This window comes from Acidovorax sp. SUPP950, from assembly GCF_030158935.1.
Lineage (GTDB): Bacteria > Pseudomonadota > Gammaproteobacteria > Burkholderiales > Burkholderiaceae_C > Paracidovorax.
Genome location: NZ_BQXE01000007.1, coordinates 1 through 20077, shown reverse-complemented (window position 1 = coordinate 20077; position 20077 = coordinate 1). Strand labels below are relative to the sequence as shown.

The 20077-nt window shown below is 63.3% G+C and carries 16 protein-coding genes and 2 tRNA genes; 1 reads left to right on the top strand and 17 read right to left on the bottom strand.

The features are described from left to right. The first annotated feature begins 63 nt into the window (after positions 1 to 63). Positions 64 to 306: a helix-turn-helix transcriptional regulator gene (locus AVME950_RS20900; RefSeq protein ID WP_284431268.1), complete on the top strand. Its 243-nt coding sequence runs from the start codon at positions 64 to 66 to the stop codon at positions 304 to 306. Here the strand turns inward: AVME950_RS20900 and AVME950_RS20895 are convergent. The 17 genes from AVME950_RS20895 to AVME950_RS20815 all read right to left on the bottom strand — a co-directional run. Then, positions 290 to 1645: a tyrosine-type recombinase/integrase gene (locus AVME950_RS20895; protein WP_284431267.1), complete on the bottom strand. Its 1356-nt coding sequence runs from the start codon at positions 1643 to 1645 to the stop codon at positions 290 to 292. The two genes, AVME950_RS20900 and AVME950_RS20895, sit on opposite strands and share 17 nt — an antisense overlap. Before the next feature lie 171 nt (positions 1646 to 1816). Continuing rightward, positions 1817 to 1892: transfer RNA gene (locus AVME950_RS20890), tRNA-Phe, on the bottom strand. 51 nt (positions 1893 to 1943) lie between these two features. Beyond that, positions 1944 to 2639, bottom strand: a complete 696-nt coding sequence (locus AVME950_RS20885; RefSeq protein ID WP_284431266.1) for a response regulator — start codon at positions 2637 to 2639, stop codon at positions 1944 to 1946. A gap of 38 nt (positions 2640 to 2677) precedes the next feature. Then, positions 2678 to 4954: a sensor histidine kinase gene (locus tag AVME950_RS20880; RefSeq protein WP_284407167.1), complete on the bottom strand. Its 2277-nt coding sequence runs from the start codon at positions 4952 to 4954 to the stop codon at positions 2678 to 2680. After that, positions 4951 to 5574, bottom strand: a complete 624-nt coding sequence (locus AVME950_RS20875; RefSeq protein WP_284431265.1) for a DUF4390 domain-containing protein — start codon at positions 5572 to 5574, stop codon at positions 4951 to 4953. The genes AVME950_RS20880 and AVME950_RS20875 overlap by 4 nt, the downstream gene beginning before the upstream one ends. Then, positions 5564 to 6898 carry a 16S rRNA (cytosine(967)-C(5))-methyltransferase RsmB gene (rsmB, locus tag AVME950_RS20870; protein WP_284431397.1) on the bottom strand — a complete coding sequence of 445 codons (1335 nt, stop codon included), beginning with the start codon at positions 6896 to 6898 and terminating at the stop codon, positions 5564 to 5566. Before rsmB ends, AVME950_RS20875 begins: the two co-directional genes overlap by 11 nt. A 191-nt stretch (positions 6899 to 7089) precedes the next feature. Beyond that, positions 7090 to 7623 (bottom strand): LemA family protein, encoded by a 534-nt coding sequence (locus AVME950_RS20865; protein WP_272566791.1) that lies wholly within the window; start codon positions 7621 to 7623, stop codon positions 7090 to 7092. Positions 7624 to 7742: 119 nt separating this feature from the next. After that, a complete protein-coding gene (rpoC, locus tag AVME950_RS20860; protein ID WP_272566789.1) occupies positions 7743 to 11978 on the bottom strand; it encodes a DNA-directed RNA polymerase subunit beta' in 4236 nt (1411 codons plus the stop codon). A 17-nt stretch (positions 11979 to 11995) separates the two neighbouring features. After that, a complete protein-coding gene (gene rpoB / locus AVME950_RS20855; RefSeq protein ID WP_284414555.1) occupies positions 11996 to 16108 on the bottom strand; it encodes a DNA-directed RNA polymerase subunit beta in 4113 nt (1370 codons plus the stop codon). A 275-nt stretch (positions 16109 to 16383) separates the two neighbouring features. Next, positions 16384 to 16761 (bottom strand): 50S ribosomal protein L7/L12, encoded by a 378-nt coding sequence (gene rplL / locus AVME950_RS20850; RefSeq protein WP_272550599.1) that lies wholly within the window; start codon positions 16759 to 16761, stop codon positions 16384 to 16386. A 39-nt stretch (positions 16762 to 16800) separates the two neighbouring features. Next, positions 16801 to 17325, bottom strand: coding sequence for a 50S ribosomal protein L10 (gene rplJ / locus AVME950_RS20845; RefSeq protein ID WP_272566785.1), 525 nt, complete (start codon positions 17323 to 17325; stop codon positions 16801 to 16803). Between the two features lie 236 nt (positions 17326 to 17561). Continuing rightward, positions 17562 to 18257, bottom strand: coding sequence for a 50S ribosomal protein L1 (rplA, locus tag AVME950_RS20840; RefSeq protein ID WP_272566783.1), 696 nt, complete (start codon positions 18255 to 18257; stop codon positions 17562 to 17564). A gap of 1 nt (position 18258) precedes the next feature. Next, positions 18259 to 18690, bottom strand: coding sequence for a 50S ribosomal protein L11 (gene rplK, locus AVME950_RS20835; RefSeq protein WP_092941599.1), 432 nt, complete (start codon positions 18688 to 18690; stop codon positions 18259 to 18261). 107 nt (positions 18691 to 18797) lie between these two features. After that, positions 18798 to 19391 carry a transcription termination/antitermination protein NusG gene (gene nusG, locus AVME950_RS20830; protein WP_272566782.1) on the bottom strand — a complete coding sequence of 198 codons (594 nt, stop codon included), beginning with the start codon at positions 19389 to 19391 and terminating at the stop codon, positions 18798 to 18800. Further along, positions 19391 to 19774, bottom strand: a complete 384-nt coding sequence (gene secE, locus AVME950_RS20825; RefSeq protein WP_284431264.1) for a preprotein translocase subunit SecE — start codon at positions 19772 to 19774, stop codon at positions 19391 to 19393. The genes nusG and secE overlap by 1 nt, the downstream gene beginning before the upstream one ends. Before the next feature lie 89 nt (positions 19775 to 19863). Beyond that, a tRNA-Trp gene (locus AVME950_RS20820) sits at positions 19864 to 19939 on the bottom strand. 11 nt (positions 19940 to 19950) lie between these two features. Further along, on the bottom strand, positions 19951 to 20077 hold a 127-nt coding region (locus AVME950_RS20815), incomplete at its 5' end, for an EF-Tu C-terminal domain-related protein (protein WP_456057495.1).

Here is a 20077-nt window from a genome sequence, read left to right as displayed (position 1 = left end):
GCTGGGTTTGCTTGAGCCGTTCTGAGAAGCATCCTCTGCTGCGTTGCCCGTCAGAGGAGCTCTATGCACTTCCATCAATCCTTACCCAAGACAAATCCGTCCAAAGCGCCGCCCGCCTTCTATCGGCTATGTGACGTGATACGCATCACCGCGCTCAGCCGCTCGACGATTTACCGGCGCATTGCAGAAGGGCGTTTCCCGGCACCCGTCCATCTTGGCGGACGGGCGTCCGCCTGGCCGAGTGAGGCCCTTCAGGCATGGATAAACGATCCCGACGCCTATCGGGCTGCTATGCCGCAACCCTGAACCCATCCTCGTTGCCGACGCCTGCGGCGGTGGGACTACCGGCCGGCCAAGACTGTACCGGCGTAGTGCTCGAACGCATGTCGTTCGCGGACGCTACAACTTTGCCAGCAGCCAAATCGTCCAACAGATCAGCCCACAGCTGAATCATCCGACAGCGCTGGTCGAGATGAGTGGTGCGGTCATAGCTGCCGCCCAGCTCCTCATCGGACACGTGGGCCAGATGTCTCTCAATGATCTCGCGATCCCATCCCAGCAGTTCCCGGATCAACGTGCGAGCAGTGGCCCTGAAACCATGCCCCGTGATCTGCTCCTTGGTGTCGTAGCCAAGCGTGCGCAACGCGCTGTTGACCGTGTTGTCGCTCATGTAGCGCGTCTTCTCAGAACGCTTTGCCATGCTTCTGAAGATTGGTCCCGTGGGACCAGTCAGCGGGAAAATGTCCCGCAGGATGGTGACAGCCTGTGTCGGCAGCGGCACGAGATGCGCCGGCGTGCGCATGTCCCGCTTCTTCCACTCCCGGAGCTTCATTTTTTCGGGCGGGCAGCGCCACAGCGCCTGGTTGAGGTCGACGTCTTCCCAATGGGCAAGTCGCAACTGCCCAGGCCGTTGGAACAGGAGCGGTGAGAGCTGGAGCGCCGCGCGGGTAATGACGTTGCCGTTGTAAGCACGCATGTCGCGGAGCAACTGACCAAGTTTCTGAGGGTCTGTGATGGCGGCGTAGTGGCGCGCACGCGGGGGCGGCAAGCCACCAGTGCGACTGCTCACGAAGTTTTTGCCCGGCTCCAGAGTGCCCACGTCGACGGCATACTGGAACACGTGCTGCACTGCTTCCCGCACCCGTTGGGCCGTCTCCAGATTGCCGCGCTCCTTGATGCGATGCAGGCATCGCACCACCTCCGTGGGTGCGATGGTGTCCATGGCCAGGGCACCGAGCCAAGGGAAGACGTGCAGTTCCAAGTGGCGCATCACCTTCTCGGCGTAGCTAGCCGACCACTCGCGATCCTTCCGCGCCTGGGTGTGCCAGGCGCGGGCGGTCAACTCGAACGTGTTGAGGCGAGCCACACGGCCACGCTCCTCGTCCACACGGCGCGCCTCCCTGGGATCGACGCCATCGGCGCGCTTCTCGGCCTCGGCACGCGCCTTCTTGCGTGCGGCCGCAAGCGTCACCACGGGGTAATGCCCGAGGCTCAGCTTGGCTTCTTTGCCGAGTAGCTTGTAGCGATAGACCCACACCTTGCCGGTCGGACGCACGCGAAGGTAGAGACCCTCGCCGTCCGCCAGCAAATATTCCTTGTCACGCGGCGTTGCCGCCTTGATCTGAAGCTCGTTGAGTTGTCCCATGGTGTACCCAAAATCGACTGCGGTTGAAAAGCAGTCTGGGGTACACCGTTGGGTACACGCAAGAACGGGACGTTGTGGGATTCAGAGATACCGCTTGAGCCGCCCTTTCGGGCTAAGCCCTTGATTTACAAGGACTTCTGAGCTGACTTGGGATCTACTGAGAAAGAAAGATGGTGGCCTGGGGCGGAATCGAACCACCGACACAAGGATTTTCAATCCTCTGCTCTACCGACTGAGCTACCGGGCCTAAGCCTCAAATTATAACCAGAAAAAAGAGGCGTTCTGAAACTCTGACGACTTAATTGCGTTTGCCGCGGCCCAGGTCCACACCGAGCTGGCGCAGCTTGCGGTACAGGTGGGTGCGCTCCAGGCCCGTTTTTTCGGCCACGCGCGTCATGGAGCCGCCTTCGCGCGCCAAGTGGAATTCGAAGTACGCCTTCTCAAAGCCGTCGCGGGCTTCACGCAGCGGCCGGTCCAGATCGAAGCCTTGGTGCGCATGCGGGCCGGGGTCTTTCGTCACCACGGGCAAGGCCGCCACCGGAGCGCCCTGTGCCTCGGGTGCGGTTGGGATGGCAGCAGCGGGCGGTGGGGTGGCGGCCGCCGTGGTGGCCGATGCCGCCGGCTGGGCGGCGCTGCGCGCCAGGCCCTGTTCGACCGCTTTGAGGAGCTTCTGCATCGTGATGGGCTTTTCCAGGAAGGAAAAGGCGCCGATGCGGGTGGCTTCGACCGCAGTGTCGATGGTGGCGTGGCCGCTCATCATGATGACCGGCATGGTCAGCGTGCCGGCCATGGCCCATTCCTTGAGGAGCGAGACGCCATCGGTATCGGGCATCCAGATATCGAGGAGCACGAGGTCGTACGCATTGGCGGCACGGGCGGCGCGGGCCTGCGTGGCGTTCTCTGCGAGGTCCACGCTGTGCCCTTCGTCGTTCAGAATTTCCGACAACAGGTCACGGATGCCCAGTTCGTCGTCGACCACCAGAATGTTTGCCATGGGTTTTGATCAGCCTCGCGATACGTTTCCAAGTGTTGTTAATGTGCCACCACGTGGCCAGGGGCGAATGATAGCGACACTTGCGCGCCCAGCACCACCCCTTCTTCCACCCGATTGACAAGATCGACACGGGCCCCATGCTCGTCAGCGATCTTCTTCACTACAGCAAGTCCCAGGCCAGTGCCTCGCGGCTTGGTGGTTACATACGGTTCGAAGGCGCGCTGAAGGATGTGGTTGGGAAATCCGGTTCCGCTGTCGGTCACCGTCAGCCGCACGCGCCGCGACGACTGGCTCCAGCGCGTGGTGATGCGCACGGGTGCGCCGGCGGCCCCGCCCTGCTCGCGGGTGGGCTCGCTGGCGTCCTGCGCGTTCTGCAGCAGGTTGTGGATGACCTGGCGCAGTTGCTGGGCATCGCCCGCGATCTCGGGGCAACGGGGATCGAGTTCGGCCTCCACGGGCACGGTCGCGTTCTCGGCGCCGTAGAGCTGCAGCACGTCGGTGACGAGGGCGTTCAGGTCGAGCGCATGCAATTCCGCCGCGGGCAGGCGGGCATAGTCGCGAAACTCGTTGACCAGCCGCTTCATCGCATCCACCTGATCGACGATGGTGCGCACGGATTTGGTCAGCACGGCCTGCTCGGCATCCGGCAGCTTGCCGGAGAGCTTCATCTCCAGGCGCTCGGCGGACAGCTGGATCGGTGTGAGCGGGTTCTTGATTTCATGGGCCAGGCGCCGGGCGACTTCGCCCCAGGCCTGTGCACGCTGGGCCGAGACGATTTCGGAGATGTCGTCGAACACCAGGAGGCGCAACGCGTTGGGCAGCTCCGCCCCCCGGGCCACCAGGCTGGTGCCATTGGCGGCCACCCCCGAGGCGGGCGAGCCGTAAAGGTCGAAGGAATGCTGCCAGTGGTCCAGTCCATGCTGCTCGCGGTCGCCCAGGAAGGCCTCGAAGTGGCCCTGCACGGCACTGGCGAATTCGGCCAGCCCGGGCACGTCGGCCAGCGGCCGGCCTTCGAAGGCGGCCATCGGGGCCCGCAGGATGCGGGTGGCGCCGGGGTTGGTGGAGCGGATGCGCCCCTCGGCGTCCAGCACGATCACGCCCGCGGTGAGGTTGTCCAGAATGGTCTGCAAGTGGGCCCGCGCCGCATCGACCTCCCCCATGCTGTGCTCGACGGCGGTGCGGGCGTCGGACAACTGCTGGGTCATCACGGCGAAGGAGCGGGTCAGCCCGCCCAATTCATCGTTGCCCTGCAGCACGGCCTTGGGGCTCAGGTTGCCCGATGCGACCTCGCGCACGCCCTCGGCCAGCACCAGCAGGGGGCGTGCCAGTTGGCGGCCCAGCAGCACGGCGAGCAGCACGGCCCCGAAGACGGCCAGGAACAGGCTCAGGGTGAGCGTGCCGATGTACATGCGCCGCAACCCTTCGCGTGCCAGGGCGCGCTCCTGGTACTCCCGGTTGGCTTCCTGCACGGCGATGGCGTTGGACACCAACACCTGCGGCAGCCGCAGCGTGGCCTGCAGGTAGCGGGGTTCCACCAGGAGCCCCACGCTGGCGTTGCCGACGGCCACGAGGGTCTTGACCCGCGCGTTCTGCACGGCAGCGGGGTCGGCGATGTCGTCCAGCCCCTCGATCTGGAAGGTGGCGCGCTGCTGGCGCGCGTTGCGCAGCAACTGGGCGCTGGGCCGCTCGGGGCTGAGATCGAACCGGGATTGCCCGGCACTGGCCACCGGCTGGCCCGCCGTGCTGAACAGCACCACGTCGCTGGCCCCCAACTGGTCGCGGATGCGTTCGAGCACCACGCCGGCCGCCGCGTCGGGCACCTGCGCCAGTTGGCTGCTGGCGGTGCGTGTTTGCATGGCCATGTCGCTGGCGATCGTGTCCAGCGTCACCCGGGCCAGGCTGACGCCGGCGGACAGGGCACCCTCCACCTTCACGTCGAACCAGCTTTCGATGGAGCGCGACACGAACTGGTAGGAGACCACATAGATCAGCAGACCGGGCAGCAGCCCCACGACCGCAAAGATGCCCGCCAACTTGACCAGCAGGCGGCTGCCAAACCGCCCCCGCCGCAGCCGCACCGCCAGGCGCACCACGACCCACACCAGCACGGCGAGCAGCAGCACGGCCACCAGAACGTTCAGGCCGAACAGCCAGGCGTAGTTGCGCTCGTACAGCGCGCGGTTGTTGGTGGCGACGGTGAGCAGGAAAAGCAGCACCAGCCCGATCGCGCACATGATCGCCACGCCCACGCCCAGGGCCCAGCGGGAGGCACGGGCTTGCTGGGGCGTGCGGGGAACGCTGTGGTCGTCGGTCATGGCGCGCGCTCGGCCACGGCGCGCACGCTGCGCGACAGCATCAGGTCCCAGCCCGAGCGTCCCACCGCGCCGATCTGGAACGGGCGGGGCAGTTGGGACATGTCGAGGCGGAACTGGAAATGCACGGTATACGGCCCGCCGGAGACCTCGTCCGCGTCGGCGATCTTCCAGCGGCTGATGCGCTGCATGGCGGAAAGCGCGTCGCCCAGTTCGTCGAAGTTCTGGCCCAGGGCAACCCCCAGCCCGGTGTTGGCGAACGGCGTGGCGGACTGATTGAGGCGCCACCGGCGCGTGAGCGGCTGGTAGCTCAGGCGCAGGTAGCGCACCGAGTGGGCCACCGCCTTGTCGTACCAGTACCAGCGCTCGCGGACCACATCGGCCTCGGCCACGAAGTACATCGAGATGCCCTTGTAGAGGGCGTCTTCCGCCAGCTCGGGCAGGTCGAAGTGCAGCGTGGTCGACAGGTACAGGCCCTCGTCGTTGGCTTCGACGCGCAGGTCGCCCGCGTCGGGCTGCGCCATCACCGCCGGGGACCACAGCGCCAGCCACATGCACAGCAACGCGGCCACGGCCACCGAAAGCCACGCGGCAGGGCGCGAAGCGGTCCGTTCAGCCGGCATGTTTTTGCAACAGCGCGTAAAAGAATCCGTCATGGTCACCCGGACGATTCTCCGAGACGCCGCCGCTTTCGTCCGGTTTGCCGGGTATTAAATGGCCGGGAGATTGCAGCAAACGGGCGTCGGTGTTGCGCGCAAGAAACGTTTGCACCTGTGCTTCACCCTCGGCACGAAACACGGAGCAGGTGCAGTAGAGCAGCCTCCCGCCGGGCTGCAGCAGCGGCCAGAGCGTGGCAAGCAGGCGGGCCTGCTGCTGGGCCAGTTGCTCGATGTCGGACTCGCGCCGCAGCCAGCGCACATCGGGATGACGTCGGACGATGCCCGAGGCCGTGCATGGCGCATCCAGCAAGATGGCATCGAACCGCCCGCCCCCACTGGCGTCCAGCCACCCGTCCTGCGGCCGTGCCGCATCGGCCACGAGGACCTGGGCCCGCACCCCCACCCGGTCCAGCGTTTCGTGGATGCGGGTGGCGCGGTCGGCGTCGATTTCCAGCGCCACGACCTGCATCGGCGAGGCGGCACCCGCGTATTCGAGCAAGTGCGCGGTCTTGCCGCCGGGCGCGGCGCAGGCGTCCAGCACGCGCAGCGGCTGCGACAGGTCCAGCCCCTCCAGCAGCAGCGGCGCCGCCATCTGGGCCGCGGTGTCCTGCACCGAGACGTGGCCGTCTGCAAAGGCCGGCAGTTGCTGCACGGCCACCGGGCGGTCCAGGACGATGCCGAACGGCCCTGCGGGAAATGCTTCCAAATTGATAGCAGACAGCCCTAGTAAATATTGCGCCGGAGTCGTTTTTTGCACATTGACCCGGAGCGCCATCGGCGCGTGGGCATTGTTGGCCTGCAGGATCTGCTGCCAGTGCTGCGGGTGGTCCTTGCGCAGCCGGGCGATCCACCAGGCCGGGTGGTTCCACTGGGCGACCGGATCGCCGTCGGTGGCGGCCACCAGCGCATCGCGTTCGCGCAGAAAGCGGCGCAGGCAGGCGTTCAGGAACGGCGCCTGCGCTTGCGATGCCGGGTTGCGCTTGGCCGCTTCCACCGCCTGGTTGACAAGGGTGAACGCCTCGTAAGGCGCCTCGTCGGGCGACCAGGCCAGCGCCAGGGCCGTGCACAGCAGGGCATCGGCTCGTGGCGGTGGGTTGCGGGGCGCCAGTTGCTTGCGCAGCGCCTGCGCCCGGCCCAGGTTGCGCAGCACCTGGAACAACAGCGCCTGCACCCCGGGCCGCAAGCCCGGCTCGACCGCGGCCAGGGCCGCCGTGCCCGACTGCCCGCCGCGCACGGCCTGCAGCGCGGTCACCACCGCATCCAGCTGGCGCCACAGCGCGGGCTCCATGCGGCGTTCGCCCTCCGCGGGGGGCGGAAAGAAACGGGAGGGCGGGCGCGGCTGCGGATCGGTCATGTTCTGTCTGAGCCTGTCTTGAATAGGAAAAAACCGGTTGCGGTTGCGGACGCCGTCGCGGCCACGCCTTGAATCAATGTCAAACCACCCACGCCCCTCCCGGGATGCGGGGATGGGCACGCAGCCTACAACGTTCTGGCCGCCTTGAACCCGAACAGCCACGCCAGCAGGCGCGCCGGGAACTGGCCGATGGCCTGGTTGTACTGCAGCGCCGCATCGTTGAACTGCCGCGTGGCCAGCGCATTCTGGGCCACCAGCTCCTGCCACCGCTGCGCCCACAGGGGCAACGCCGCGCCTTCGCCGGGCGCGGGCGGAACCTCCGCCACGCGCACCATGGCCAGCCAGGCGGCTTCGAGCACCTCGCGCCCCGTCAGCAGCGCGGCCGCGGCGCCGGCGTCCAGCGGGCGGGCCCGCGCGACGGCCAGCGACGCGCCGAACTGGGTGGTGGCGGCCCACAGCGCCGCCCGCGCATCGGCATGGGCCGCGGGCGCGGGACCCTGCGCGGCCTCGTATTCACCCAGCATGGCCATCATGCGCATGAGGTGTGCGTCCAGGCCACCGAAGGCCTGGATGGCGGCCGAGCGCAATCGCACGATCCGGTTGTAGGCACCCACGGCCCAGAACAGCAGCAGGGCAAGAAAAATCCAGGAGGACAGCATTGCATCTGCCGAGCCCGCAGGGGTCCGCGGGCTCGGCGCAAAAAAGAGAAGACGGATAAGAAAACGCTCCCGGTCTGCCATAGCGCAGAGCGGGAGCGTTTCAGGGAGCGTACCGTGGCTTATTGGGCCGTGGCGTCGCCCAGGCTGGTGGTGCTTTCGACGTCGGAAGAGTCTTCGGTCGTGGCAGCCATTTCAGCGGCTTCGGCATCGGCGATGGCGCGGCGCTCGGCGTCGTCCATGGCTTCCTTGGCCTTGCGCGCCTGGTGGTAGGCCAGGCCGGTACCGGCAGGGATCAGGCGACCCACGATGACGTTTTCCTTCAGGCCACGCAGCTCGTCGCGCTTGCCCATGATGGCAGCCTCGGTGAGCACGCGGGTCGTTTCCTGGAAGGAAGCGGCCGAGATGAAGGAATCGGTCGACAGCGAAGCCTTGGTGATCCCCAGCAGCACGTTGCTGTACGTCGAAGGGATCTTGCCTGCGGCCTGCAGCGCCTCGTTCGTGTTCAGGATCTCCGAACGCTCGACCTGCTCGCCGGCGATGTAGTTGGACTCGCCCGGGGCCTCGACCACGACGCGGCGCAGCATCTGGCGAACGATCACCTCGATGTGCTTGTCGTTGATCTTCACGCCCTGCAAGCGGTACACGTCCTGCACTTCATCGACGATGTAGCGCGACAGCTCTTCGATGCCCAGGAGGCGCAGGATGTCCTGCGGATCGGCCGGGCCGTCCACCACGGACTCGCCCTTGTTCACGACCTGGCCTTCGTGCACCAGAATGTTCTTTTCCTTGGGGATCAGTTCATCCCAGACCTTGCCGTCCGGATCGGTGATCTGCAGGCGCACCTTGCCCTTGGTTTCCTTGCCGAAGGACACCGTACCGGTGATCTCGGCCAGCATGCCCTTGTCCTTGGGCGAGCGCGCTTCGAACAGTTCGGCCACGCGGGGCAGACCGCCGGTGATGTCGCGGGTCTTCTGGCCTTCGACCGGAATCCGCGCCAGCACTTCGCCGGGGCCCACGTCCTGGCCATCGCGCACCTGGATCAGCGAGCCGATCTGGAAGCCGATGGTCACCGAGTGGTCGGTGCCGGGGATCTTCACTTCCTGGCCTTGCGCGTCGATCAGCTTGACCTGCGGGCGCACCACCTTGGCGGAGCCGCGGCGCTTCGGATCGATCACGACCAGCGTGGACAGACCCGTCACATCGTCCACCTGCTTGGCGACCGTGAGGCCTTCCTCGACGTTCTCGAACTTCACCTGGCCGGCGAACTCCGTGATGATCGGGCGGGTCAGCGGGTCCCAGTTGGCGAGGATGGTGCCGGCCTTGACCGTCTGGTCGGCCTTGACCGCCAGCGTCGCACCGTACGGCACCTTGTGGCGCTCGCGCTCGCGGCCGTGTTCGTCATGGATGACGATCTCGCCGGAACGGGCGATCACCACCAGCTCGCCCTTGGTGTTGCTCACGTAGCGCATCGTGGCGTTGAAGCCAATCACGCCGTTGGACTTGGCCTCCACGCTCGATGCGATGGCAGCGCGCGAAGCGGCGCCACCGATGTGGAACGTGCGCATGGTCAGCTGCGTGCCGGGTTCGCCGATGGACTGGGCAGCGATCACCCCCACGGCTTCGCCGAGGTTGATCAGGCCGCCGCGGCCCAGATCGCGTCCGTAGCACTTGGCACACAGGCCGTAGCGGGTTTCGCAGGTCAGCGCCGTGCGCACCTTCACCTCGTCCACGCCGGCGACTTCGAGTTCCTCGATGAGGTCTTCGTCGAGCATCTGGCCGGCAGGGGCCAGCACTGCGCGCGTTTCGGGGTGCAGCACTTCGTCGGCCGTGGTGCGGCCCAGGATACGGTCGCGCAGCGATTCGATGACTTCACCGCCCTCGACGATGGCGCGCATCAGCGAGCCATTGGAGGTGCCGCAGTCTTCTTCGGTCACCACGAGATCCTGCGTCACGTCCACCAGACGGCGGGTGAGGTAGCCCGAGTTGGCCGTCTTCAACGCCGTATCCGCCAGGCCCTTACGGGCACCGTGGGTGGAGATGAAGTACTGCAACACGTTCAGCCCTTCACGGAAGTTGGCCGTGATGGGGGTCTCGATGATGGAGCCGTCCGGCTTGGCCATCAGGCCGCGCATGCCGGCCAGCTGGCGAATCTGCGCTGCGGAGCCGCGGGCGCCGGAGTCGGCCATCATGTAGATGGAGTTGAACGACTCCTGGTCCACCTCGTTGCCGTGGCGGTCGGTGGTCTTTTGCTTGGCCAGCTGGGCCATCATGACCTTCGACACTTCGTCGCCGGCCTTGCCCCAGATGTCCACCACCTTGTTGTAGCGTTCGCCAGCCGTCACCAGACCGGACACGTACTGCTGTTCGATCTCCTTCACTTCCTTCTCGGAACGCTCGATGATCCCGGCCTTTTGCGGCGGCACCAGCATGTCGTCCACGCAGATGGAAATACCGGCGCGCGTGGCGAGGCGGAAACCGTTCTGCAGCAGCTTGTCGGCGAAGACCACCGTCTCCTTCAGGCCGCACTTGCGGAAGCTCACGTTGATGAGCTTGGAGATTTCCTTCTTCTTCAGCGCCTTGTTGATGTTGCTGAAGGGCAGGCCCTTGGGCAGGATCTCGGACAGCAGCGCACGGCCGGCCGTCGTTTCCACCAGCGACGTGGAAGGCACGAATTCACGCGTTTCCTTGTCCTTGGTCCACTCGGTCAGGCGCACCGTGATGCGCGCGGCCAGCTCGACCTCGTTGGCATCGAGAGCGCGCTGCACTTCGCCGGTGTCGGCGAACACCAGGCCTTCGCCCTTGCCGTTGATGCGATCGCGGGTGGCGTAGTACAGGCCCAGCACCACGTCTTGCGACGGGACGATGGAGGGCTCGCCCGAGGCCGGGAACAGCACGTTGTTGGAGGCCAGCATCAGCGTGCGGGCTTCCATCTGCGCTTCCACGGACAGCGGCACGTGAACGGCCATCTGGTCACCGTCGAAGTCGGCGTTGAAGGCCGCGCAGACGAGCGGGTGCAGCTGGATGGCCTTGCCTTCGATCAGGATGGGCTCGAACGCCTGGATGCCCAAACGGTGCAGCGTGGGCGCACGGTTCAGCATGACCGGGTGTTCCTTGATGACCTCTTCCAGGATGTCCCACACCACCGGCGTGCCGGATTCGACTTCCTTCTTGGCGGCCTTGATCGTCGTCGCGATGCCCATGGCTTCCAGGCGCGAGAAGATGAAAGGCTTGAACAGCTCCAGCGCCATCAGCTTGGGCAGACCGCACTGGTGCAGCTTGAGCGTCGGGCCCACGGTGATCACGGAACGACCGGAGTAGTCCACGCGCTTGCCCAGCAAGTTCTGGCGGAAGCGGCCGCTCTTGCCCTTGATCATGTCGGCCAGCGACTTGAGGGCGCGCTTGTTCGCGCCCGTCATGGCCTTGCCACGGCGGCCGTTGTCCAGCAGCGAATCGACGGCTTCCTGCAGCATGCGCTTTTCGTTGCGCGCGATGATTTCCGGGGCCTTCAGCTCCAGCAGGCGGCGCAGGCGCGAGTTGCGGTTGATGACGCGGCGATACAGGTCGTTCAGGTCGGAGGTCGCGAAGCGGCCACCGTCCAGCGGCACCAGCGGACGCAGGTCCGGCGGCAGCACGGGCAGCACGTCGAGAACCATCCACTCGGGCTTGATGCCGGACTTCTTGAAGGCTTCCAGCACCTTCAGGCGCTTGGCGTTCTTCTTGACCTTGACTTCGGAGCCAGTCAGATCGCCGCGCAGCTTTTCGATTTCGAGGTCGATATCGATGGCTTCGAGCAGGTCCTTGATGCCTTCCGCGCCCATCTTGGCGATGAACTCGTCACCGTATTCCTTGCGCTTGGCGTCGTAGTCGTCCTCGGACATGATGCTGAACTTCTTCAGCGGGGTCATGCCGGGGTCGGTCACCACATACGCTTCGAAGTACAGCACGCGCTCGATGTCGCGCAGCGTCATGTCCAGCACCAGGCCCAGACGCGATGGCAGCGACTTCAGGAACCAGATGTGGGCGCAAGGCGCGGCCAGATCGATGTGGCCCATGCGCTCGCGGCGCACCTTGGTCTGCGTGACTTCAACGCCGCACTTCTCGCAGATCACACCGCGGTGCTTGAGGCGCTTGTACTTGCCGCACAGGCATTCGTAGTCCTTGATGGGACCAAAAATCTTGGCGCAGAACAGACCGTCGCGCTCGGGCTTGAACGTGCGGTAGTTGATGGTCTCGGGCTTCTTCACTTCGCCGAAAGACCACGAACGGATCTTCTCGGGCGACGCCATGCCGATGCGGATGGCATCGAAATGCTCGTCCGGGGTGAATTGCTTGAACAGGTCGAGTAGTGACTTCATAAACCTAGTCCCTTCGATTAAGAACGTTCGAGTTCGATGTCCAGGCCCAGGGAACGGATTTCCTTGACCAGCACATTGAACGATTCCGGCATGCCGGCCTCGATGGCGTGTTCGCCCTTGACGATGCTCTCGTACACCTTGGTACGGCCCTGCACGTCGTCGGACTTCACGGTCAGCATTTCCTGCAGCACGTAAGCGGCGCCATAGGCTTCCAGCGCCCACACTTCCATTTCCCCGAAACGCTGGCCACCGAATTGGGCCTTGCCGCCCAGAGGCTGCTGCGTGACGAGCGAGTAGGGACCCGTGGAGCGGGCATGCATCTTGTCGTCCACCAAATGGTGCAGCTTCAGGTAATGCATGTAGCCGATGGTGGTCGGGCGCTCGAAGCGCTCGCCGGTGCGGCCGTCGAACAGGTACGCCTGCGTGCGTGCGGAGGTCAGGCCCTTGCGCTCGGCGATGTCGTCCGGATAGGCGATCTTGAGCATGTCCTTGATCTCTTCTTCCGAAGCGCCGTCGAACACCGGGGTGGCATACGGCACGCCGTTGGTGAGGTGACCGGCCATGGCCATCAGTTCATCGTCGTTGAACTGCGACAGGTCTTCCTTGCGGCCGCGCGAGTTGTACACCTCTTCGAGGAACTTGCGCATGTCGGCCGCCTTGGCCTGCTCCTGCAGCATGTTGCCGATGCGCTGGCCGATGCCCTTGCCGGCCCAGCCCAAGTGCACTTCGAGCACCTGTCCGATGTTCATGCGCGATGGCACGCCCAGCGGGTTCAGCACGATGTCGGCAGGGGTGCCGTCGGCCATGTAGGGCATGTCTTCGACCGGGACGATCTTGGACACCACACCCTTGTTGCCGTGGCGGCCGGCCATCTTGTCGCCGGGCTGCAGGCGGCGCTTGACGGCCAGGTACACCTTGACCATCTTCAGCACGCCCGCAGGCAGCTCGTCGCCTTGCGTGAGCTTCTTGCGCTTTTCCTCGAAAGCCAGATCGAAGCTGTGGCGCGTCTGCTCCAGCGAGTTCTTGATCGACTCGAGCTGCGTGGCCACTTCGTCTTCCGCCGGGCGGATGTCGAACCAGTGGAACTTCTCGACGGAGGCCAGGTAGGCCTTGTCGATCTTCGTGCCCTTGGCCAGCTTTTGCGGGCCGCCGTTGGCCACGCGGCCGTTCAGCAGCTTTTCGATCCGGTCGAACGCGTCGGCTTCCACGATGCGCAGCTGGTCGTTCAGGTCCAGGCGGAAGCGCTTGAGTTCGTCGTCGATGATCTGCTGGGCGCGCTTGTCGCGCTGGATGCCTTCGCGGGTGAACACCTGCACGTCGATCACGGTGCCTTGCGAGCCCTGGTCCACGCGCAGCGAGGTGTCCTTCACGTCGGAAGCCTTCTCGCCGAAGATGGCGCGCAGCAGCTTCTCTTCGGGCGTCAGCGTGGTCTCGCCCTTCGGCGTGACCTTGCCCACCAGCGTATCGCCGGGTTGCACTTCGGCACCCACGTAAATGATGCCGGACTCGTCCAGACGGTTCAGCTGCTGTTCCGACAGGTTCGGAATGTCGCGCGTGATTTCTTCGGCGCCCAGCTTCGTGTCGCGGGCCATGACCACCAGTTCCTCGATGTGGATCGAGGTGTAGCGGTCTTCTGCCACGACGCGTTCGGAGATCAGGATCGAATCTTCGAAGTTGTAGCCGTTCCAGGGCATGAACGCGATCAGCATGTTCTGGCCGATGGCGATCTCGCCGAAGTCCGTCGATGCGCCGTCGGCGATCACATCCCCCTTGGCCAGCACATCGCCCTTCTGGACGATGGGGCGCTGGTGGATGTTGGTGTTCTGGTTGGAACGCTGGTACTTGATGAGGTTGTAGATGTCCACACCCACTTCACCGGCCACCGCTTCCGCGTCGTTCACGCGGACCACGATGCGGGTCGCATCCACATAGTCCACCACACCACCGCGGTTGGCGGTCACCACGGTGCCCGAGTCCACGGCCGCCACGCGCTCGATGCCGGTGCCCACCATGGGCTTTTCCGGACGCAGCACGGGCACGGCCTGGCGGGACATGTTGGCGCCCATCAGTGCGCGGTTCGCGTCATCGTGCTCGAGGAACGGCACGAGCGAGGCGGCCACCGACACGATCTGTGCAGGCGACACGTCCATGTACTGCACGCGCTCGGCGCTCAGCAAGGTCGACTCGCCCTTTTCACGTGCCGACACCAGGTCGCCCGTGAGGCGGCCTTCCTTGTCGAGCGTGGCATTCGCCTGGGCGATCACGTACTTGCCTTCTTCGATGGCGGAGAGGTAATCGATCTGGTCGGTCACCTTGCCGTCCACCACACGGCGGTACGGGGTTTCGATGAAACCGTACTCGTTCAGGCGGGCGTACAGGGCCAGCGAGTTGATCAGCCCGATGTTCGGGCCTTCCGGCGTTTCGATAGGGCACACGCGGCCATAGTGGGTCACGTGCACGTCGCGCACTTCGAAACCGGCACGCTCGCGGGTCAGACCACCCGGGCCAAGGGCCGATACGCGGCGCTTGTGGGTGATTTCGGCCAGCGGGTTGGTCTGGTCCATGAACTGCGACAGCTGGGACGCACCGAAGAACTCCTTGAGCGCCGCGGAGATCGGCTTGGAGTTGATCAGGTCGTGCGGCATCAGCGGCTCTTGTTCGGCCTGACCCAGACGCTCCTTCACGGCCTTCTCGATACGCGCCAGACCGGTGCGATACTGGTTCTCGGCCAGCTCGCCCACGCAACGCACGCGGCGGTTGCCCAGGTGATCGATGTCATCGACTTCGCCGTTGCCGTTGCGCAGGTCCACGAGGATCTTGACCACGGCCAGGATGTCTTCGTTGGAGAGCACCATCGGGCCGGTGGATTCGTCGCGGCCGATCTTGGCGTTGAACTTCATGCGCCCCACGCGCGACAGGTCGTACGTGTCGGGGTTGTAGAAGAGGCGCTGGAACAAGGCCTGCACCGCGTCCTCCGTCGGCGGCTCGCCGGGGCGCATCATGCGGTAGATCGCCACGCGCGCAGCGAATTCGTCCACCGTTTCGTCGATGCGCAGCGTCTGCGAGATGTAGGCGCCCTGGTCGAGTTCGTTCGTGTAGATGACTTGCAGGTCCTGCACGCCGGCGGAGCGCAGCTTCTTGAGCAGCGCTTCGGTCAGCTCTTCGTTGGCCTTGGCAATGATTTCGCCGGTGTCGCCGTCGACGATGTTGCGCGCCACCACGCGGCCGATCAGGAAGTCTTCGGGCACGCTGATGTGCGTGGTGCCGGACTGCTCCAGTTCGCGGGTGTGGCGGGCCGTGACGCGCTTGTCCTTGGCCACGACCACCTTGCCCGACTTGTCGGTGATGTCGAAACGTGCCACTTCGCCACGCAGGCGGTCGGAGACGAACTCCATCTGCGCGCCGCTGTCCATCAGGCGGAAGTTGTCGTTGACGAAGAAGTTCGCCAGGATCGATTCGGGGTTCAGGCCGATGGCCTTCAGCAGGATCGTGACAGGCATCTTGCGGCGGCGGTCCACGCGGAAATACAGGATGTCCTTCGGATCGAACTCGAAGTCCAGCCACGAACCGCGGTAGGGAATGATGCGCGCCGAGAACAGCAGCTTGCCCGAGCTGTGGGTCTTGCCCTTGTCGTGCTCGAAGAACACGCCGGGCGAGCGGTGCAGCTGCGAAACGATCACACGTTCCGTGCCGTTGATGATGAACGAGCCTTTGTCAGTCATCAAAGGCACCTCGCCCATGTAGACCTCTTGCTCCTTCACTTCCTTGACGACCTTGGACTGCGACGTGGAGGACTCGCGGTCATAGATGATCAACTGCACCTTGGCCCGCACGGCCGAGGCAAAAGTCAAACCACGGGTCTGGCATTCACGCACATCGAATGCCGGCTTGGCGAGGTTGTACTCGATGAACTTCATCTCGACAAACCCATTGTGCGAGACGATCGGGAAAGCAGCGTCGAACGCGGCCTGCAAGCCTTCTACGGTTCTTTTCTGGGGGGCTTTGTCAGCTTGCAGGAACGCGGTGTATGCGTCCTTCTGCATCTGCAGCAGGTAAGGGACTTCCAGCACGCTGTCGCGGCTGCCGAAACTTTTGCGAATCCGCTTGCGTTCGGTATAGGAATAGGCCATGAGATCTCCGGGCAAAGACATGAGTCCTGGGTCTTCGACGACTGACCTGCAAGGGCGCTTCCTTGCAGGCTTGGCGGTTGGCCACTACCAACCATGGCGGACGGCGATGCGTTGCACATCACCCGAACCAAGGTATCTTCTGCTGTCGGGATGGTCAGAAGACACTAGAAAGCAGTGGCGTGGGCACTGCTTTCTGGTGCGCTCTGGGCGTGAACCCCATAAGCACCAAAGGCTGGGAGCCCTTGCGGAGCCCCCAGCCCTGGAATCCAGGCGAATTACTTGAGTTCAGCCTTGGCGCCAGCTTCCACCAGCTTCTTGACGGCAGCTTCGGCGTCGGCCTTGGCAATGCCTTCCTTGACGTTCTTCGGAGCGCCGTCCACCAGATCCTTGGCTTCCTTGAGGCCCAGGCCGGTGATTTCGCGCACAGCCTTGATCACGGACACCTTGTTGGCGCCGGCTTCGGTCAGCACAACGTTGAATTCCGTTTGCTCTTCTGCAGCTGCAGCAGCACCGCCGCCGCCGCCAGCAGCAGGAGCGGCCATAGCGGCTGCGCTCACGCCAAACTTTTCTTCAATGGCCTTCACCAGCTCATTGAGTTCCAGAACCGTCATGCTGTCCAGCGCGGTCAAAAATGCGTCTTTATCGAATGCCATTTTTATTTCCTAACAATTGGTTGGTTGTCTGTCGGGCAATCAAGCCGCGACAGGTTCGGCGGCCGTTTCGGCAGCGCCTTCGCCTTTTTTGGCCGCCAACGCGCCCAGCACAACGGCCGTACGCGAAATGGGGGACATAAGCAAGCCGCAAATCTGAGCCAACAAAACTTCCTTGGGAGGAATGTTAGCCAGTTGCTTAACGCCGTTGATATCCAGGGCTTTGCCACCGAAAGCGCCACCGCGAATCACCAACTTGTCGTTGGTCTTCGCGAAATCGGCCACCACCTTAGCGGCGGCCACAGCGTCTTCGGAGAAGCCATAGATCAGCGGACCGGTCATCTGGTCTGCCACCACGTCAAACGCGCTGCCAGCCACAGCACGGCGAGCCAGGGTGTTCTTCAGAACACTCAGGGTCACGCCCTTGCTGCGAGCATCAACACGCAGTTTGGTCATGTCGGCGACCGTGATGCCACGGTACTCCGCGATCACAAGCGTTTGAGCTTTAGCGGCGAGGCTGGTCACTTCACTGATGACCGCTTCTTTCTCACTGCGATTAAGACTCAAGGTCTACTCCTTAAAATGCGCACTCGGCACAGGCCTCATACGCGCTCTTGTTGCAGCGACCAACTGTTCAGGAAAATTTTCCATCTGCAGCGGGATCGCCATCTGCGTTGGCATAACTGTGGATTTAAGCGCGACCGGTTCGCGCACCAACGGTCTTGGATGGCCTGCGGCGACCGAAGCAGCCGCAGCCCACCACATCAAACCCATCCGGGGATGGATTCGAAGATTTCTTGCAATTACGCTGCGATGGATTGCGTATCCACGCGGACACCCAGGCCCATCGTGGAAGACACAGCCACCTTGCGCAGGTACACGCCCTTGCTGGTTGCAGGCTTGGCCTTGGTCAGCGCTTCGATCAACGCAGCCAAGTTGCCTTGCAGCTTGTCGTTGTCGAACGAGCGGCGGCCGATCGTGCTGTGCACGATACCGGCCTTGTCGACGCGGAATTGCACTTGACCTGCCTTGGCGTTCTTTACGGCCGTAGCGACGTCAGGCGTCACAGTGCCCACCTTGGGGTTTGGCATCAGACCGCGTGGGCCGAGGATTTGACCCAGCGTACCCACAACGCGCATGGCGTCGGGGGCGGCGATCACCACGTCGAAAGGCATGTCACCGGCCTTGACCATCGCGGCCAGGTCATCCATGCCAACGATGTCAGCGCCAGCAGCCTTGGCTTCTTCAGCCTTGGCGCCTTGGGCAAATACCGCCACACGGGTCGTCTTGCCAGTGCCGTTCGGCAGCACCACGGCGCCGCGAACCACTTGGTCAGACTTCTTGGCATCAATGCCAAGCTGAACAGCCACATCGATGGATTCGTCGAACTTGGCCGTAGCGGCTTCCTTCACGATCACAACGGCGTCAGCGAACGCGTACAGCTTGTTGCTGTCGACTTTGCCTTGCAGGGCTTTTTGTTTCTTGGTCAGCTTGGCCATTTTATAAACCCTCCACCGTCACGCCCATCGAGCGAGCGGAACCGGCCAGCGTGCGCACAGCGGCGTCGACATTGGCAGCGTTCATGTCCTTCATCTTGGTCTTGGCGATCTCTTCGAGCTGCGCGCGCGTGATCTTGCCGACCTTGGTGCTCAATGCGTTGGCAGAGCCCTTTTCAAGCTTGATGGCCTTCTTGATCAAGGTCGTCGCAGGCGGCGTCTTGATGATGAAGGTGAAGCTCTTGTCGGCAAAAGCCGTGATGACCACGGGCAGTGGCAGACCTGGTTCCACACCTTGGGTCTGCGCGTTGAACGCCTTGCAGAACTCCATGATGTTGAGACCACGCTGACCCAGTGCAGGGCCAATTGGTGGGGATGGATTGGCCTTACCAGCTGGAACTTGCAGCTTGATAAAACCGACGATTTTTTTCGCCATGGTTTACTCCTTGCGGGTATTAGCGCCTAGGCCAGTGGCCTCAGCTCCCCGGGGTTTACGACTCATCAAACAATTCGCACCGAGTCGAAAAATGCGAATCCGAACAATCAGGTTTTTTCGACCTGACCAAATTCCAACTCTACGGGGGTAGAACGGCCGAAGATCATCACGGACACGCGTACCCGGCTTTTTTCGTAATTGACTTCTTCGACAGAGCCATTGAAATCAGTGAACGGACCTTCTTTAACCCGAACCAGTTCACCCACCATGAATTCAATCTTGTGCCGAGGCTTGTCCGTGCCTTCCTGCATTTGGCTGACGATCTTCTGAACTTCTTCTTCAGAAATAGGAGCCGGGCGATTCTTGGCGCCACCAACAAAACCCGTCACCTTGTTCGTGTGCTTGACCAAGTGCCAGGTGTCATCGTCCATGACCATTTCCACGAACACATAGCCGGGAAAGAGTCGACGTTCGGTGGTCTTGCGCTGACCATTCTTCATTTCAACGACCTCTTCGGTCGGAACGAGAATGCGGCCGAACTTCTGCTGCATGCCAGCGCGACCGATGCGCTCCACGATGTTGCGCTCAACCGCCTTTTCCATGCCGGAATAAGCGTGAACGATGTACCACCGCAAATCAGGATTCACAGGAGTGGCCGGGCTGGCAGCGTCAGTGCCGCTGACTTCGATAGCGTCCGTCATTACTTTCTCCACCCCAGAATCAAATCGTACAAAACCCATTCCAAGGTCTTGTCAGTGAACCAGAGAAAAAGCGCCATGATGACAACAAACGCAAAAACGTATGCCGTCATTTGAAGCGTCTCTTTCCGCGTGGGCCAGACAACCTTCTTGACTTCACGCCAGGCATCCTGCGCGAAACCCACGAACTGACGGCCAGGCTCAGACACCAAAAACACAGCTACCGCAATTGCAAGCCCGACAAGCAACACAGCCCACTGGACAATCGGCCCTTGCTTTCCAAGCAAATAGAATCCGGCAATCGCTGCAAGAACAATTGCCACCACCGCAGCAAGCTTGGCTTTATCAGCGCCCGTACTAACAGTTTCAACTTGAGACGTGGCCATACTTAACTGGTTTCTTACTTTAAGTTTCGGCATCCACAAGACACCGAAGCCCGCCAGGGCCTGGCGGGCTTGTAATTGCCACGATCAAGTGGCAGGGGCAGTAGGAATCGAACCTACAACCTTCGGTTTTGGAGACCGACGCTCTGCCAATTGAGCTATACCCCTACATTCACGCTTTAAGCAATGATCTTGGCCACGACGCCGGCGCCGACGGTACGACCGCCTTCACGGATGGCGAAACGCAGGCCTTCTTCCATGGCGATGGGGTTGATCAGCTTGACGGTGATCGACACGTTGTCGCCG